The sequence below is a fragment of the Dactylosporangium sp. NPDC051484 genome (genome assembly GCF_040689395.1).
Classification (GTDB): domain Bacteria; phylum Actinomycetota; class Actinomycetes; order Mycobacteriales; family Micromonosporaceae; genus Dactylosporangium.
Genome location: NZ_JBFAZX010000001.1, coordinates 258988 through 275150 on the forward strand (window position 1 = coordinate 258988; position 16163 = coordinate 275150).

Annotated in this window: 17 protein-coding genes and 1 pseudogene; 13 read left to right on the plus strand and 5 right to left on the minus strand. The window is 72.2% G+C overall.

The window, feature by feature from the left end; all coding sequences use genetic code 11:
* Window positions 1–87: 87 nt before the first annotated feature.
* Entirely contained in the window at window positions 88–1566 is a 1479-nt protein-coding gene (locus AB0367_RS01270; RefSeq protein ID WP_366224158.1) for a DUF2142 domain-containing protein, read from the minus strand.
* A 318-nt stretch (window positions 1567–1884) separates the two neighbouring features.
* On the opposite strand from AB0367_RS01270, the gene AB0367_RS01275 reads away from it, so the two are divergent.
* The 7 genes from AB0367_RS01275 (at window position 1885) to AB0367_RS01305 (ending at window position 8918) form a co-directional block, all read left to right on the plus strand.
* Window positions 1885–2502, plus strand: coding sequence for a PadR family transcriptional regulator (locus tag AB0367_RS01275; RefSeq protein WP_366224159.1), 618 nt, complete (start codon window positions 1885–1887; stop codon window positions 2500–2502).
* Entirely contained in the window at window positions 2499–3221 is a 723-nt protein-coding gene (locus tag AB0367_RS01280; RefSeq protein ID WP_366224160.1) for an ABC transporter ATP-binding protein, read from the plus strand. Before AB0367_RS01275 ends, AB0367_RS01280 begins: the two co-directional genes overlap by 4 nt.
* Before the next feature lie 77 nt (window positions 3222–3298).
* Window positions 3299–5719: an FtsX-like permease family protein gene (locus tag AB0367_RS01285; protein ID WP_366224636.1), complete on the plus strand. Its 2421-nt coding sequence runs from the start codon at window positions 3299–3301 to the stop codon at window positions 5717–5719.
* Between the two features lie 19 nt (window positions 5720–5738).
* Window positions 5739–6470 (plus strand): hypothetical protein, encoded by a 732-nt coding sequence (locus AB0367_RS01290; protein WP_366224161.1) that lies wholly within the window; start codon window positions 5739–5741, stop codon window positions 6468–6470.
* Between the two features lie 230 nt (window positions 6471–6700).
* Window positions 6701–7237: a hypothetical protein gene (locus AB0367_RS01295; RefSeq protein WP_366224162.1), complete on the plus strand. Its 537-nt coding sequence runs from the start codon at window positions 6701–6703 to the stop codon at window positions 7235–7237.
* Window positions 7238–7397: 160 nt separating this feature from the next.
* Window positions 7398–8261: a PhzF family phenazine biosynthesis protein gene (locus AB0367_RS01300; protein ID WP_366224163.1), complete on the plus strand. Its 864-nt coding sequence runs from the start codon at window positions 7398–7400 to the stop codon at window positions 8259–8261.
* 171 nt (window positions 8262–8432) lie between these two features.
* Entirely contained in the window at window positions 8433–8918 is a 486-nt protein-coding gene (locus tag AB0367_RS01305) for a GNAT family N-acetyltransferase (RefSeq protein ID WP_366224164.1), read from the plus strand.
* Window positions 8919–8980: 62 nt separating this feature from the next.
* Here the strand turns inward: AB0367_RS01305 and AB0367_RS01310 are convergent, their stop codons facing one another.
* Window positions 8981–9877 (minus strand): sigma-70 family RNA polymerase sigma factor, encoded by an 897-nt coding sequence (locus AB0367_RS01310; protein ID WP_366224165.1) that lies wholly within the window; start codon window positions 9875–9877, stop codon window positions 8981–8983.
* Window positions 9878–10004: 127 nt separating this feature from the next.
* Between AB0367_RS01310 and AB0367_RS01315 the strand changes: the two genes are divergently transcribed.
* The 6 genes and pseudogenes from AB0367_RS01315 (at window position 10005) to AB0367_RS01340 (ending at window position 14265) form a co-directional block, all read left to right on the plus strand.
* Window positions 10005–10463 (plus strand): carboxymuconolactone decarboxylase family protein, encoded by a 459-nt coding sequence (locus AB0367_RS01315; protein ID WP_366224166.1) that lies wholly within the window; start codon window positions 10005–10007, stop codon window positions 10461–10463.
* Between the two features lie 303 nt (window positions 10464–10766).
* Window positions 10767–10994, plus strand: a pseudogene (locus AB0367_RS01320) (arginine--tRNA ligase); the annotation flags it as partial.
* Between the two features lie 136 nt (window positions 10995–11130).
* Window positions 11131–11352, plus strand: coding sequence for a DALR anticodon-binding domain-containing protein (locus tag AB0367_RS01325; protein ID WP_366224167.1), 222 nt, complete (start codon window positions 11131–11133; stop codon window positions 11350–11352).
* A gap of 57 nt (window positions 11353–11409) precedes the next feature.
* Window positions 11410–11922, plus strand: coding sequence for a hypothetical protein (locus AB0367_RS01330; protein WP_366224168.1), 513 nt, complete (start codon window positions 11410–11412; stop codon window positions 11920–11922).
* Between the two features lie 43 nt (window positions 11923–11965).
* Window positions 11966–14101, plus strand: a complete 2136-nt coding sequence (locus AB0367_RS01335; protein WP_366224169.1) for a tetratricopeptide repeat protein — start codon at window positions 11966–11968, stop codon at window positions 14099–14101.
* An 11-nt stretch (window positions 14102–14112) separates the two neighbouring features.
* Window positions 14113–14265, plus strand: coding sequence for a hypothetical protein (locus AB0367_RS01340; RefSeq protein ID WP_366224170.1), 153 nt, complete (start codon window positions 14113–14115; stop codon window positions 14263–14265).
* Between the two features lie 3 nt (window positions 14266–14268).
* On the opposite strand, the gene AB0367_RS01345 is transcribed toward AB0367_RS01340, so the two are convergent.
* The 3 genes from AB0367_RS01345 to AB0367_RS01355 are packed head-to-tail and all read right to left on the minus strand — an operon-like array spanning window position 14269 to window position 16147.
* A complete protein-coding gene (locus AB0367_RS01345; protein WP_366224171.1) occupies window positions 14269–14586 on the minus strand; it encodes a DUF5808 domain-containing protein in 318 nt (105 codons plus the stop codon).
* A complete protein-coding gene (locus tag AB0367_RS01350; protein WP_366224172.1) occupies window positions 14583–15809 on the minus strand; it encodes a sigma-70 family RNA polymerase sigma factor in 1227 nt (408 codons plus the stop codon). The genes AB0367_RS01345 and AB0367_RS01350 overlap by 4 nt, the downstream gene beginning before the upstream one ends.
* A complete protein-coding gene (locus AB0367_RS01355) occupies window positions 15806–16147 on the minus strand; it encodes a YciI family protein (RefSeq protein WP_366224173.1) in 342 nt (113 codons plus the stop codon). The genes AB0367_RS01350 and AB0367_RS01355 overlap by 4 nt, the downstream gene beginning before the upstream one ends.
* Between the last annotated feature and the right edge of the window lie 16 nt (window positions 16148–16163).

Below are 16163 nucleotides of genomic sequence, written 5' to 3' on the forward strand. Positions count from 1 at the left end.
ATGCGACCCGGAGCCACGTTCGGTGGATGCCAGCACTCGGCGCCACAAACCTGATCATCGGTACGTTCAACGCGGCTGGACGAGGCATCAGCCGACGCTGACTTTCTCGGGCTCCGCGACGGGACGCGCAGCGCGCACGAGGACTGTGGAGGTGAGCAGCAGCCCACCCAGCAAGCACGCCAGCAGCGGCAACACCGGACCGCTCGCCGGCTGCCACGAACCGCCGAACGGCTGAAGCCCGGCGTTGATGCCCACCTGGAAGCGCGTCATGACACGAGCCAGCGCGTACAGGTCGAGCGGCACCGTGATGGCCACGAGCGCGAGCACCACCGAGTCGAGCCAGCCGCGTCGCGTCAGCCACGCCGCGAAGCCGTCCACGTACGCCGCCGCGATGACCACTCCGACAGCGAGCGGCATCACATACCGGCCGTGGGCGTACCAGCCACGCAGCGGTACGAAATGGACTTCCAGACCGATGAGCAGCAACGCGCTGACCACCGCGATGCCGCCGATCGCGAGCCGGACGCGCCAGCTCCCGAGCCAGAGCGCCGGGATCACGAGCGCCGCCATCAGCACGTACCACAGGAGAATCATGACTGGCGAAACGGGGGTCTCGCCGTAGCTGAACTGACCGACGATCTGTCGGAGATAGAACACGCCACGTGTGGTGGCGATCCCCTTCAGGATGTCGCCAAGGCCGAGCTGTAGCCCCCGGTCGGGCGTAACGTCCGTGACGCGCGAGCTCAGCAGCCAGAACACGTAGAACGCCACGCCGGCCGCGCTGAGCCCGCCGAACCACGTCAGGGTGTCGCGCCGGCGCAGCAGGGCCAGGGCAAGCCCGCGCCCAGCGAAGAGCACGCAGGCGAGCACCACGAAGGCGAACAGGACCGGGCCGAGGCTCCGCACGGTCAGCAACAACGCCGAGGCGACGCCGGCAACGATCAGCAGCGGTCTGGTGGGCGATCGTAATGCGGCCAGCAATGCGGTGAACAGCAGCACACCCGCGCTGATCTCCAGCCCGTTGGGGTTGATCGCGCCGGCGAGGTTCATCGCCAACGGGGTGCTCACCAGCACCAGGGCGGCGAGCAACAGCTTGTTGCCCCGCTGGGCGGCGATGGCCGCGGCGGCCGCCAGGAGCAGCGCCGAGGTGGCCGCCGACAGCAGCCGGGCAAAGACCAGGCCGGTCGAGTCCGGACTGAGGCGCAGCGGGAGGCCGACGGCGAGGTAGTACACCGGGCTATACAGGCCGGCGGTGGTTGGCACCGGTCCGTCGGTGCGGTCGGTGACCGGCAGCTGACACGACGCCGGCTTCGGTGGCTTGGGACGCCACGTGCAGCTGACGTTCTGCGGCAGCAGACTGCGCGGTGCCTCGACGACCTCGGCGGGCGTGTCGGCGTCGTCGACGCCGCGCGCATGTGGATAGAACTGGCCGGTCCAGACCGCATAGGCTCGCACGAGGTGCTGGTGCTCGTCATACGTTCCGTTGGTGGGCAGGGCGAGCGCCCAGGCGGCGGCGAGGAGAAAGAAGCCGACAAACGCCGCGGCAAAGGCTCGTCTCACCGGCACGCGGGACAGGCTACACCCTGTAAAGGGCAGCGATCGATCCCGCGGCTTGGTTCACGTCCGCGGCGAGGCCGGGTCTGCCGCGTCAGACGCACGTCAGGCGCACCACGTCGTCGATAGTGAACCGCGCGTGAACACCTTGGCTACGACGCACGACATGAGTGCCATCGGGCACAGTGAGTGACGTGCCAGTACAAAAACTGTTCTGATTTTCCGGGAACCCGAGTCGCGCAGCGGGCTACGGCGGCACCCCGCAAGACGACAGCCGAAGCTGCACGGAGCACCTTACTGAGTAACTAGTTACTTGGTAAGGTGGCCGCCATGCGGAGAGGTGCGGTGCACTGGGGGCTGCTGGCGTTGTTCAGTGATGGTCCGAAATACGGCTATCAGTTGCGGACCGAACTGGACACGCGGACCGGGGGAATGTGGACGCTCAATGTCGGTCAGGTCTACACGACGCTGGAGCGGCTGCACCGTGATGGTCTCGTCGACACGGTAGGACAGAACGACGAGGGCCGGACGATGTACGCCATCACCGAGCAGGGCCAGGCGGCGCTGGCCGAATGGTTCGCCACGCCGGTGACCGGTGCGGAGCGTTCACGCAGCGAACTGGCGATGAAGCTGGCCATCGCCGTGACCACGCCGCATGCGGACGTGACCGGGATCGTCCAAGCTCAACGGGTCGAGTCGATGCGCCAGATGCGTGACTACACCGATCTGCGGCGGCGCGCCGATCCGGAACAGGAGCAGGCCTGGATGCTGCTGCTCGATCACCTGATGTTCGCCCTGGAGAGCGAGCTCCGCTGGCTCGACCACATCGAGGCCACGGTGTTGCGCCGCAGGCGGGCAGCCGGTTCACCGGCGCCCGCACCGGTAGATCGCCGGCCGGGCGCGCTCGCGGAGGCCGCGGAGCAGCCGCCGGCGGCAGGCAAGCGATGAACGACGTCGTGCTCCGGTTCGCGGATGTGAGTCGGACGTTCCGCTCCGGCGATGACGACGTCCAGGCGCTCGACGCGGTGGGTTTCGAGGTCCGCGCGGGTGAACTGGTCGCCATCATGGGCCCGTCGGGTTCTGGCAAGTCGACGCTGCTCGCGATCGCCGGTGGCCTCGATCTGCCGACGTCCGGGGTGGTGTCCGTGGAAGGCATCGCCCTGGGCGGGCTGACCGCGACCGAGCTGGCCCGGTTGCGGCGCGACCGGATCGGCTACGTCTTCCAGAACCTCAATCTCGTCGCGGACCTGACGGCGGCCGAGAATGTCGCGCTGCCGCGCGAACTGGCGGGCCTGAGCGCCCGTGTCGCCCGGCGGGAAGCGCTCGCCGCGCTCGCCGAGGTCGGTATCGCGCACCTGGCGCATCGGTTCCCGGACCAGATGTCTGGAGGGCAGCAGCAGCGGGTCGCCATCGCCAGGGCGCTGATCGGCGAGCGACGGCTGGTGTTGGCCGACGAGCCGACCGGCGCGCTGGACTCCCGCACCGGCGAGGCGGTCCTGGAGGTCCTGCGCAGCAGGGTCGACGGCGGCGCGGCCGGGGTCCTTGTCACGCATGAGCCGAGGTATGCGGGCTGGGCCGATCGCACCATCTTCCTGCGCGACGGCCGGCTCATCGACACCACCGGACCGCGCGTCCCGGTCGAGCACCTGCTCGGGGGTGCCTCGTGAGTGCGGCGGCAGCGCCGCGGCCCAGATCGGGGTACGGCGGCTCGTGGCGCGTCGCGCTGCGCGTCGCTCGGCGTTCGATGTGGCGGAACAAGGCGCGCAGCATCCTGATCCTGCTCATGCTCTTTGTGCCGGCATACGCGGCCGTCGTCCTCGTGGTCTCGTGGGGAAATCTCAGCGGCACGTCCGCGCAGGAGGCGACGTTCAAGCTGGGCCGGGCCGACCTGCTGGTCGGCGCGGACAACCTGGAAAGCGTGGCCGCGTCGCTGCCGGCCGGCAGCCGCACCGAGCCGGTCGCGGACGGTCGGACCGTGGTGCGGACCCCGCAGGGGCTGGGCGCCTACGACTACGAGGCCGTCGACATCACCGGCGTGATCGCCGAGGGGCTTTATGTCCTGCGAGCCGGTCGGGCGCCACAGGGCAGCGCTGAGGTGGCGCTGACCACGGCGCTGACCCGGCAGTTGCACGTCGGCGTCGGCCATCAGATCGAGGCCGGCATGCCGATGCGGCAGCTGACCGTTGTGGGTGTCGTCGACCTGAGCAGGTCGTTGCGGAGCCCAGCGCTGATCGTGTCCGCGAACGAGCGGCTGTCGGCTGGCGCGCGCCGGCAGCTGCTCGTCGACCTGCCCGGCGACTCGGCATCCTGGCAACCGCCCGGCACCAACGTGCCCGGGCTGAGCTCCATGGACCGCAGAGACATGCAGCCCAACATCCGGCAGCGGGCGATCGAGGCCGCGGCCACGACGGTCGTCGTGGCGTTCGCCGGCGCGCAGGTCGTCCTGCTCGCCGGTGCGGCATTCGCGATCGGTGCGCGACGCCAGCGGCAGCAGTTGCTGATGCTGTCCGCGGTGGGCGCCACGTCGCGCCAGGTCGGCCGGGTCGTCCTCGCCGCCGGCCTGATCCTCGGCGCCGCAGCCGCAGCGCTCGGCGTCGTGCTCGGTCTGCTGACGTTCGCGCTGGCCGGGCCAGTGATCGAGCGGATCGCCGATCACCCGCTGATCGACGTCTCGATTCCGCCTGTGCCAGTTGCGGTGGTCGCGTTGCTGGTGGTCGTGATCGGCCTGCTCGCCGCGTACCTTCCGGCGCGTACCGCAGGAAATCGTCCGGTCCGGGCCGAGACCAGCGCGAACCGGTCCCGCTCCACCGGCGACCTGCGCTGGCTGGTCGGTGGGCTGCTGTGCGCGGCTGCCGGGACGGCCGTGCTGTGGTACACCGCGAATCCGGATGGGCGGCCGGAACTCATCGCGGCGGGCGGCGTCGCACAGCTCGCCGGCATCGTGGCTGTCATCCCGGCACTCGCGCGCCGCGGCGCCGGCCGCGCCGCGCGCGTGCTGCCGCTCGCCGCCCGGCTGGCAACCCGGCACGCGGCGCGGCACTACCTGCGCACCGCGTCGGCGGTAGCCGCCGTGACCGCCGCGCTTGCCGGAACGGTGGCGTTGACACTCGTCGGCGACGCGCGGGGGCAGAGCACACCCTCGCAGCAGAAGGCGCGCCCAGGGCAGGTGATGCTCCCGGCCGAGGCGGCGGATCTGCTGGGCGAGGACGGTCTGCGGCGCCTGGGATCGGCCCTGCCCACTCGTAATCTCATCAGGCTGGAGATCGTGACCGGTTCGCCGGGCGGCCGGATCTTCATCCCGATGGGCTCGCACATCGAAGGCACTGCCGACGTCGCCGTACTGGCCGCCATGGAGCAGCGCGGCATCGCCGTCGGAGGCGACGAGACCATTCAGTTGGTCACCGGACGCGCGGCGACACCGGCGGAGTCGGAGGCGCTCCGCACGGGTGGCGCGGTGGCGTTCAACGACACGCTGGTCAGCGGTGGCAGGGTCACCCTGGGCTCCGACGGGGGTGCCGAACACGTGCTCCCGGCGAACATCGCCGTCAGCGGAACCTACTTCACAGCCCTTCCCGGCCTGCTCGTCTCGCCGGCCACCGCACGCCGGCTCGGTCTCACCACCGCCGTCAACGCCGTCGTCGTCGACACCGTCCGACCACCACTCCCGGCTGAGCTCGCCGCCGCGACCGAGCTGTTACTGCAGGCACAGCTGCACGCGAGCCAGGTCCCGGGGGCGCCGATCGTGCCGGACGTGATCGGTGCGCGGGGCCGGCCGGTCACCGAGACCAGCACCATGTTCTATGTCCTCGCCGCGGTCAGCGCGATCGTCACCGCGATCGCGAGCACGGTCGCCGTCGGGCTCGCGGCCACCGAGATGCGTGGCGACCTGGCCACCATGGCCGCCGTCGGCGCCACGCCGAACATCCGCCGACGCATCCGGGCCGGCCAGGCCGCGTTGATCGTCGGTCTGGCCACCCCGCTCGGTCTGGCCGCCGGGGTCGGACCAGCCGCCGGCTACGTCGCCTACAACGTCGAGGTCGACTGGCATACGCCGTGGCTCGCGTTGCTGCTGGTCGTTGCCGTACCACCGGTGCTCGCCACCATCCTGGCCGCGCTGCCCAACGGCGGGCGATCGGAACAGGCGCGCTCGGGTGCGGCCGGCTGATGTGCAGTACTGTGGCGCCGTGGGCACGGGTCTCCGTCTGACGTGCGCGACATTGACGGCCGTCGTCGCATTGACGGGCTGTGCGACCGGGCCGGTCGACGGCGACTCGCTCGCGCGGGACAGCGCGGAGCAACAGGCGGCGCGCCTGAATGACAAGCTCGGTCACCGAGACCGGGTCCGCGACGCCGAGTACATCGCCGCGACCGAGATAGCGCCCAGTGCCACGCCGGTCGGCTGGTCCGGGCGGACCACCGGGGACGAGAAGGCCACCGTGGACGTCCGGTTCGAGGTGACGGTGCCCGAGCGGGACGTGGTCTCGATTGGCGACCGCGGCAACTCGGCCGGCAGCGCCACGCGGTGCTACCGCTATGTGCTTCAGCTCTACCGCTACACCGAATACCACGAGATCGGTTGTCCCGCGATCGCGACTCCTCCCGTCCCGTCTGCGTCGCCGGTGCTGACGCTGCCCGCCGACGCGAAGGACCGCCTCGACGCGGCGCTGCGCACCGCCACGCCCGACACGCTCGCAAGCGTTGTGCGGGCAGCGTTCCCCCAGGACGGCATCAAGGTCGACACCGTGACGCGCGAAGGTACCCTCGTGGCGGCGGTGGGCGTGCCAGCCGAGCGCGACTGCATCGTGATGATCAAGACTGCCGATGGCGCGATCCAGCAGGTGGGGTACAAACGCGTCCAGCTGGAACCGGGCGAGCTCGGGTGCTCAGTCGGCCTGTTCACCAACCCACCCCGCTGAAAACGTGCCTTGCCACCCTGCGGGTCCTGGTCGCAATAGGCGTCCTTCACGGCACCGCAGCGTAGTCGCCTTGCGGTGTGCGTGCTCTCTGACGGCGATGTGACTGCCGTACGGATGGCTTGCGTCGGCCATCCGGCGACGAAAAATGGCGAAAAATCATGAGTTGTGTGTGGTTTATCGCCGGTTACCGAGTGGTATCGGGACTGTTGGTCCAGGTGAGGAGGGGGACCATGTTATGCAAGCGAATAGGCCTCGCGCTCAGCACCGCGGTGCTCGCCGGAGTCGGTGCGGTCGCCGCGCCGGTGGTGGCGAGTGCCCAACCCAGCCCGTCCCCGCCGGGCGGTGGCACGCCCACCACGGCACCCAGCCCGGGCGCGACAGGCTGCGCCGAACACCACGGCGACATGCTCAAGGGTGTGGAGCACGGCGAGGGCGTCATCCAGACAAAGCAGGGTGAGGTGCACGTGGCCATGCAGCAGGGCACGCTCACGTCCGTCTCGGGCTCGTCGGTCACCGTGAAATCGGCTGACGGATGGACCAGGACGTGGACCCTGGGCGAAAACCTGCGGGTCTACGAGCTCCGGCACACGCTGCAACCCGGCACCCTGACGACCGGTTCGATGATCACGATCGCCGGAACGACCAGCGGCACCGGAGCCAACGAGACCTTCACCGCACGGATCGTGCGGCTGCACGAGCACGCCGGTATGCAGCCCACAGCCCCGGCATCACCGTCGCCGGGCGCGCCGTCGCCCACCGGCATGTAACGCCACCATTGAGCCGATCTGAGAGGGGCTCGCGTCACTCGAGAAGACGTGGCGGGTTCGGTCGCGCTGGCTGATGCCATCGACCGGACCCGCTCGATGGTGGGCCGGCTACTCGTTCGAGCAGTGTCGCGCCGCGCGCGGGGCTGCTTACGCTGCTGCCGTGTACGGCTATGTGATCGCCGACGTTTTCACCGACACCGCCCTTGAGGGCAATCCGCTCGCGGTCGTCCCGGATGCCACCGGGCTGACCACCGGGCGGATGCAGCGCATCGCGCGCGAGATGAACCTGTCCGAGACGACGTTCGTCTTCCCGCCCACGGCCGGCGGCGACGTGCGCGTGCGGATCTTCACCCCGATCGGCGAGCTTCCGTTCGCCGGCCACCCGACCTTCGGTACCGCCGCGGTCCTGGCCGCGACCGGCCACCCCGGCGTCCGCGACGGCGAGCTGCGGATGGAGACCGGCATGGGGGTGGTGCCATTCCGCTTCACCGGGGAGTCCGGCGAGGGCCGTGTCAGGACCGCCCGGATGTTCCAGCCGATCCCGGTCTGGGAGCCCTACGACCGGGCCGCCGAGCTGCTCGACGCGCTAGGGGTGTCCTCGTCGACCCTTCCTGTCGAGGTGTACCGCAACGGCCCGCGCCATGCGTTCGTCGGCCTCGCCGATGTGGCCGCGCTGACCGCCCTGCGGGTCGACCTCCGCGCGCTGGCCGACCACGACGACCTGGCCGCGAACTGCTTCGCCCCGACAGGCGACCCGCTGGTCTGGCGGGCCCGCATGTTCTCGCCCGCTTATGGCGTGACGGAGGACGCCGGCACCGGGTCCGCGGCCGGCCCCCTCGCGCTGCACCTGGGCCGGCACGGGCGGGTGCCACTCGGCGCGACGATCACAGTGCGGCAGGGCGTCGAGATGGGCCGCCCGTCGACGATTCGCGCATGCGTCTCGGTGCTCGACGACGGTGTCGTCGAGCGGGTCGAGGTCGCCGGCAGCGCCGTCGTCGTGGCCAACGGCCGGCTATTCGTCTGACGCCGCATCCGCCTGGGTCGCGCCGAACGTGATCGATGACGTCGTGCGCGGCCTCATCGGGCCCCGAGAGGCCCCGGCCTCGGGCGGTGGCGGCTGCCGTGCCGGCCTCGGCCACCCCTGCGGGCTGGCCGCTCGGGCCACTTGCCGATGCGCCGGTGATACGTTGACCGCATGTCGCGGCCGTGGAGTCTACGCCCGGCCACGTCGGCGGACGCGCCGTGGCTCATCGACCTCAGGGCCGCGACGATGCGGCCGGACCTGGAGCGGGTCGGGCGCTGGGACGCCGGCCGCTCCCGGCGACGCTTCCTCGAGGGCTTCGTGCCGGCCAACACCGACGTCATCGAGGTCGACGGCCGGGCGGTGGGCTCCGTTGCGGTCCGTCCCGAGCGCGACGCGCAGTGGATTGAGCACTTCTATCTCGACCCCGGACTGCAAGGCCGGGGCATCGGTGGGCAGGTGCTGCGGCACGTCATGGCGGCGCACCGCGACGCGCGGCCGTTCCGGCTGGTCGTCCTGCGGGGCAGCGCGGCGCGAAGGCTCTATGAGCGCCTTGGCTTCGTGCACGCCTACGACGACGACAATGGCATCGACGAGATACTCGACGCCCCCGGCGAAGCCGGGTATCTGCTCGACAACGCCCAGGCAAGGCCGGCCTGACCGAGAGCCCGCTGGACGTGGCGACCTCCCGCCCCGGTTGAGCCGGCGAGCGGCGGGCGGCACTACGCCAGGATCCGCACGTTGAGGATCTCCAGGTCGGCCGGGTCGGCCACCACATCGATGCCGATGATCCGGCCGCTCGTGACCGTGAAGCTGATCGCGATCCGGGTCCGGCCGTCCACTTGGACCACGGCGCCGGTCGCGCCGTCGATGTCGGCCGGGCGGGCGCCCTGGGCGCGGCCCGAGAAGAACGCGGCGACGACCTCCGCGCCCCGGGACTCGCCGGCCGAGCCCATCCGGGCCGCCGTCGCGTCGGCGCGCATGATGACGTCCGGGTCCAGCAGGGTCAGCAGCGCGGCCATGTCGCCACCGCGCGCGGCGACGAGGAACGCGTCCACGACCTCGCGCCGGCGCTGCAGGTCGGCGGCCGCCGAGCCACTCGGGCTGTCCGAACCGGCCGAACCGGCAGAACCGCCATGGACGCGGCGGCGCGCCCGGCTCGCCAGCTGGCGAGCGGCGGCGGGGCTGCGGCCGACGACGACCGCGATGTCGTCGAACGACACGGCGAACATGTCATGCAGGACGAACGCCAGGCGCTCGGTCGGGGTGAGCGTCTCCAGGATCACGAGCAGCGCGACGCCCACCGAGTCGGCCAGCAGGGCCTCCTGCTCCGGGCCGGCGTCACCCGCCGGCGGCTCCCCGGCGCGCAGTTCGAGCGGCTCCTCGCGGCGGTTGGTCCGGGAGCGCAGCATGTCGAGGCAGATCCGGCCGACGACCGTGGTCAGCCAGGCGGCGAGGTTGTCGACCTCGCCCGCGTCCGTGCGGTTCAGCCGGAGCCAGGCCTCCTGTACCGCGTCGTCGGCCTCGCTCGCCGAGCCCAGCATCCGGTGCGCCACCGCCCGCAACCGTGGCCGCAGCGCCTCGAACCGCTCGGCCAGCCGGTCGTCGCTCTCGCTCACGTTCGATGCCTTTCGCCCGAATTTGTGGCCAGATTTATGACCTGGGCCACAATTGTCACAGGTTCCCGTGGCGGGTCGTCATACCGGCGACGAACCAAATCGCAGCGATGTGACAAGGGAGACGATGATGCAGGCACGGATGACCAACCCGGCGGCGCTCCTGCCCGACGCCACCAAGGCGATCAACCTGCTGTACAAGGCGGCGCACTCGGCCGGCGTGCCCGGCGCCACGCTGGAGCTGGTCCACCTGCGGGCCAGTCAGATCAACGGCTGCAGCCCATGCGTGGACTCGGGTGCCCGCAGCGCCAAGAAGAACGGCGAGTCCGACGAGCGGCTCTTCGCCGTCGCCGCCTGGCGGGACACGCCGTATTTCACCGAGGCCGAGCGGGCCGCCCTGGCCCTCGCCGAGGCCGCGACCCGGCTGGCCGACCGGGCCGACGCGGTGCCGGACGACATCTGGGAGGACGCCGCCAAGCACTTCAGCGAGCAGGAGCTCGCGGCGATCGTGCTGTGGATCGCCACGACCAACCTCTTCAACCGGCTCAACGCGCCCACTCGCCAGCCCGCCCCGCAGAACTGGGGCTGAGCCGCCACTCGGAAGCCGCCGGCCCGGAGGTGAACCGGGCCCCGCAGGCAACTCGCCCCGGTGGGTGAAGGCCCGGCCACCACCTGCCACGATAACTTCCGGTCCATGCGACGAATGCTGCGCGTAGTGGTAACGACGTCGATCTGCGTTCTGCTCATCGTCACCGGGCCGGGAGTGCTATCCAGCTGGTCGTAGCCCGCGCTTGGCGCCGGCCTTCGCCAGCGGGTAGCTCTGGGCGTGCGCTCGCCACCTGGCGCTACAACCAGCGGCGGGCGCGCACCCGGGTCGGTACCGTGCGAGGGCATGGCTGACATCGGCAAGGCGCTGCGGGACAGGCTCGCGGCCGCGTTCGAGACCGTGACCGGATCGACCGTCGACCCCGCGCTGCGCCGATCCCGGCACGCCGACTTCCAGGCCGACGGGGCGCTCGCCCTGCCGGGGGACCGGCGCGAGATCGCGGCGGCCGTGGCGCGGGCCGCGCGGCTCGACGACCTGTGCGCGAAGGTCGAGGTGGCCGGGCCGGGGTTCCTCAACCTGACACTGGCGGACGCGGCGCTGGACCGGATGCTGGCCGAGGCCGCCGCGGACGAGCGGCTCGGAGCGTCCACTGTGGAGCCCGAGACCGTGGTGGTGGACCTCGCTGGTCGGTGTTTCGCGGCGGTACCTCTTGGGCGTCTACGACCGCCTCGGCGTACGCCTCGAGTTCCATCGCCTCACCGGCTACCTGTACGGGCTGGCGACCGCCTTCACCGCGTTTTTCGAGAGTTGCCCGGTGCTGCGGGCGCCGGAGCCGGCGCGCGGCGGCCGGCTGGCGCTGTGTCACCTCACCGCGCGGATCCTCCGGACCGGCCTCGACCTACTCGGGATCGAGGCCCCCGAGCGGATGTAGGACACTAGCGTCCCCGAGCCAATGCCGGGACCACCAACATGGAGGAGAACCTCAATCGTGCGACGGTTACTGACCGTGGCGATCCTCGCTGCCCTCGTGAGCACCTCTGCGGCCTGCTCGCAGTCCGATGAGAGCTCGACGTCCGCGGCGAGCCCCACGTCCTCGTCGAGCCGCACCTCCTCGCCGAGCCCGACGGTTGACCTCAAGGCCAACACCAAGGCGGTCTGCGACAAGGCCGCGAAGATCGTCACCGAGGACACGGTGAAGCCGATCGGCACGCAGATCGGTCTCATGATCGCGGCGCGGCAGCAGAAGAACAAGGCGGCCGAGACGCAGGCGGTGAACAAGGCGAAGGAGCTCACCGACGCGCTGGTCAAGCAGGCGCGCGAGCTCAAGGCTGAGGCGGCCGACCCGAAGCTGCAGGCCGCCCTGGACAAGGCCGCCGACGGCCTCGCGCTGTTCGGCTCGACGGACCACCTGGCGAAGATCAAAGCGCTCGGCGACATGGACAAGCTGTTGGCCGACATCCAGGCGGCGAGCGCGGACCTCGACACCATCTGCGCCTTCTAGCCGTCGCCGCGCCGGATTTGGCGCGCTGTGGCAGGCTTCCGGGGTGGTAGATCCATCGGGTGTATCCACCCTCGACGAGCTCGCCGGGCTCCTGCGCGACCTGCGTCGCAGGCACGCCCGGCGGGCCGGCTCGTCACCGCTGACGTTCGGCGAGCTCGCCGCCCGCACCGGCTGGCCCGGCGCGGCCATCGGCTTGTACTTCGCCGGCCGCGCACTGCCACCGGCCGAGCGCCTGGACGCCCTGCTCCGGCTGCTCGGCGCCAGCCCGGCCGAGTGCGGCGCCTTCGCGTCGGCGCGCTCCCAGATCGCTGCCCTCGACGGCGCCGTCGCCCCGGCCCCGCCTATCGTCCCGCTCTGGCCCCTCGCCCTGGCCTCGCCTCTCGCGGACGAGCACGGGCTGCCGGCCGCCCCAACGTACTTCGCCGGCCGGGCCGGCGCGATCGCCCGGCTCGACCGGATGCTGCCCGGCGCCCGGGCCGTGTTCGTCGGCGGCGACGCTGGCGTCGGCAAGACCGCGCTAGCCGTCCACTATGGATACCGGATCGCCGGCCGCTTCCCGGACGGGGCGCTGTTCCTGGACCTGCGCGGCTCCGACCCGGCCGGCCCGCTGCCCGCCGCGGAGGCGCTGCGAACGCTGCTCGCCGCGCTCGGCGTGGCACCCGCGGACATGCCGCTGGGCCTGGCCGCGCGCACCGGGATGTACCGCGGCCTGACCGCCCGCCGCGGCGTGCTGCTCGTGCTCGACGACGCCGCCGACGCGGCGCAGGTGCGGCCGCTGGTGCCGGCCGCGGGCGACAGCGTCGCGCTCGTCACGGGCCGGCACGGCCCAGCCTGCCTAGCCGGGCTAGCCGGCTCAGCCGGGATCGACGCGGCCGGGCTGATGCTCGACGTGCTCGACCGCACCGAGGCGCGGGCCGTGCTCGCGGCGCGGATCGGCGCCGAGCGCACCGCCGCGGAGCCGGCCGCCGTCGATCGCATCATCACCGCGTGCGGGCGCCGGCCCATGGCGCTGACCGTGTTCTCCGCCCGCGCCGCGCTGGACCCCGAGCTGTCGCTGGCGGCCGCCGCCGACGCGCTCGCCGAGCGGACCGCGTTCGCCTGGTCGTATGACCAGCTTTCCCCGGCCGCCCGGCGGCTGTTCCGCGGCTTCGGCGCGCACCCCGGCCCGGATCTGGGCGAGCGGGCCGCCACCATCCTCTTAGGACGGTCCAGTGTGGAGGCGCTGAACGAGCTCGCCCGGGCGCAGCTCGTCGCCGAGTGCCGGCCCGGGCGGTATGCCATGCACGCCCTCCTGCGCGAGCACGCGGCTCGCGGCACGCCGGACGCCGAGCGGGCCGATTTGCAGGACCGCCTCGTGGCCCACCATGCCGAGTACGCCGATGGGCACCGGACAGCGCTCGCCGTGCTCGGGCTGGCCATGCGCCGCGGCCGGTACGGCGACGCCTGGCGCATCGCCGAGGCCCTGGACAGCCCCCTCGACGCCGCCGGCCGCTGGGACGAGCGGATCGCGGTGCAGGAGACCGCGATCCAGGCCGCGGAGCGCCTCGGCGACCCGGCGCTGCTCGCCCGGGCGCAGCGCGCGCAGTCCGCCGCGTACCTGCGCACGGGGCAGCACGAGGCGGCGCTGCGCCGGCTGCGCGAGGCCGCCGACTGCTTCCACGCCCAGGGCGAGGCGGGCGCCGCGGCGGCGTGCCGGCAGGACCTGGGCGCGGTTCTGGAGTCGATGGCCCGCTTCGCCGAGGCGATCGTCCACGACGAGATCGCCCTGGCCCTGTTCCGCCGGGCCGGCGACCGGCCCGGCGAGGCGTCCGCGCGCGCCGCGGCCGCCTGGCACTACGCGCAGGCCGGGCGCGCCGCCGAGGCCGTCGCCCACGGCGAGGGGGCGCTCGCGCTACGCCGCGAGCTGGGCGACCCGCACGAGACCGCCGCGGCGCAGGCCCACCTCGGCCGGGTACACGCGGCGCTCGGTGACCGGGAGCGCTCGGTGGAGCGCTACCGTGCGGCCTTGGAGTGCTTCACCGAGCTCGGCGACCGGATCGACGAGGCAGAGACCGCGACCCGGCTCGGCGACGCGCTGGACGGCGCCCCGGCGATCGGCCTGTGGCGGCGCGCCCTGGCCATCTACGAGCACACGGATCACCCGGCCGCGTCGGCCGTCGCCGCCCGCCTGGGCCTCTGAGCGCGGCGTCGGTGCCGAAAGCGGAGCCCACGGGGCGTTCGTGCGAGGTCGAGCAGACCTGGATCTTGACCCTGCGGGCGGGCAAGATCTCGCAGATCCGGGCGGTCAGTGACCGCCTCGGCATGTTTCTGCAGCTGGGATGGGACTGGCTGACCGCCGGCTGACGGTCAGCTCCGGCCGGGTGCCGCCGCGAGGGTGCCCAGCGTGATGCTCAGCGCGATGACGGCGAGGATGCCGAAGACCGCCTGCCAGGCGCGGCGGTGGCCGAAGTTGATCGTCCAGCCCGGGCCCAACCGTTTGGGGACGAACAGGTTGGGGTCGTCGGGGTTGGCGTAGATGAAGCCGTGCCAGCCGCGCTCGTCGCGGCCGCCCCGGGCGCTGATCGGCGCGCCTCGGCGGTTGATGGGGATCACGACGACGGCCAGCGCGACGATCGCGACGATGAGCGCGATCGCGAGCAGCTGGGCGAGCACCGGGTTCGTCATCCTTCGAGCATCTCACCCGGTGTCACGGCGGTCGAGCCGTCGGGCTCGGCGAGGGAGCGCAGATACCTCCGCTCGGCCGCGTTGCCGGCGAGTTCCGCGGCCGTCGCGTACGCGGCCCGGGCCTCGGCGGAGCGACCCACCCGGCGCAGGAGGTCGGCGCGCACGGCGTGAAACACGTGGTACCGCGGCAGGCTCAGGCCCTCGACGAGCCGCAGCCCGGCGTCGGGCCCGTCGACCTCGGCGACCGCGACGGCGCGGTTGAGCGCGACGACCGGCGACGGGGCCACCGCCATGAGCTGGTCGTACAGCTGGACGATCTGCGCCCAGTCGGTGGCCTCGGCGCTGGGGGCGTCGGTGTGCACGGCGCTGATCGCCGCCTGGATCTGATACGGGCCGGGCCGGTTGCGCCGCAGGCACTCGCGCACGATGCGATGGCCCTCGGCGATCGCCGCCCGGTCCCAGCGCGTGCGGTCCTGCCGGGGCAGCGGCACCAGGGCGCCCAGCGCGTCGACGCGCGCCGGGCGCCGGGCCGCGGCCAGCAGCATGAGGGCCAGCAGGCCGGCGGCCTCCGGCTCGTCGGGCATGAGGCGGCGCAGCATGCGTCCGAGCCGGATCGCCTCCGCGCACAGGTCGTCGCGGACCAGCTCGTCGCCGGAGCCGGCCGCGTAGCCCTCGTTGAAGATCAGGTACAGCACCGTGAGCACCGCCGCCAGGCGGTCGGGCCACTCGGCCTCGCGCGGCACGCGGTACGGGATCCTCGCGTCGCGGATCTTGCTCTTGGCGCGGACGATGCGTTGCGCGAGCGTCGCCTCGGGCACCAGCAGCGCCCGCGCGATCTCCGGCGTGCTCAGCCCGCCGAGCAGGCGCAGCGTGAGCGCCACCTGCGCGTGGCGGGCCAGCGCCGGGTGGCAGCACGTGAAGATCAGCCGCAGCCGGTCGTCGGGCTCGTCCGGGGGTACGTTGTAGATCAATTCCGCCTCGGCATGTTTCTCGGCGCGCCTGGCCTCGCGCCGGAGCCGGTCGATCGCGTGGTTGCGCGCGGTCGTGATGATCCATCCGGCCGGGCTGGGCGGCGTGCCGCCATCCGGCCAGCGCTGCAGCGCCGCCGCGAACGCCTCCTGGACCGCCTCCTCGGCTAGGTCGATGTCGCCGAAGCTGCGGACCAGGACGGCGACAGCGCGGCCGTACTCCTCCCGGAAGACCCGCTCGACCTCGCGGCTCACCGGAAGGGCCGCACCTCGATCGGCAGCGTGGTGGCCGCCACGGCCCGCCGCGCCCACTCCAGCGCCTCGTCCAGGTCCTCGCACCGCAGGACCATGAACCCGCCGAGGTGCTCCTTGCCCTCCGCGTACGGCCCGTCGGTGATCAGCACGTCATCGCCCTTGGGTCGCAGCGTGGTCGCGGTGCCCGGCTGGTGCAGCCCGCCGTTGAACACCCAGACCCCGGCCTCCTTGACGGCGCGGTCGAGTTCCTCGACCCGCGCCGTGATCCGCTCCATCTCCTCGGCGGTGGGCGGCTCCCCGGTGCTCGGCTCGACGACGCTGAGCAGGTACTGCTTCATGACGTTCCTCCACGTT

Excerpts from the sequence above, each read along its gene's own strand:
- AB0367_RS01275 (WP_366224159.1), top strand. The coding sequence starts at position 1,885 with ATGCGGAGAGGTGCGGTGCACTGGGGGCTGCTGGCGTTGTTCAGTGAT.
- AB0367_RS01280 (WP_366224160.1), top strand. The coding sequence starts at position 2,499 with ATGAACGACGTCGTGCTCCGGTTCGCGGATGTGAGTCGGACGTTCCGC.
- AB0367_RS01285 (WP_366224636.1), top strand. The coding sequence starts at position 3,299 with ATGTGGCGGAACAAGGCGCGCAGCATCCTGATCCTGCTCATGCTCTTT.
- AB0367_RS01295 (WP_366224162.1), top strand. The coding sequence starts at position 6,701 with ATGTTATGCAAGCGAATAGGCCTCGCGCTCAGCACCGCGGTGCTCGCC.
- AB0367_RS01305 (WP_366224164.1), top strand. The coding sequence starts at position 8,433 with ATGTCGCGGCCGTGGAGTCTACGCCCGGCCACGTCGGCGGACGCGCCG.
- AB0367_RS01315 (WP_366224166.1), top strand. The coding sequence starts at position 10,005 with ATGCAGGCACGGATGACCAACCCGGCGGCGCTCCTGCCCGACGCCACC.
- AB0367_RS01345 (WP_366224171.1), bottom strand. The coding sequence starts at position 14,586 with ATGACGAACCCGGTGCTCGCCCAGCTGCTCGCGATCGCGCTCATCGTC.
- AB0367_RS01355 (WP_366224173.1), bottom strand. The coding sequence starts at position 16,147 with ATGAAGCAGTACCTGCTCAGCGTCGTCGAGCCGAGCACCGGGGAGCCG.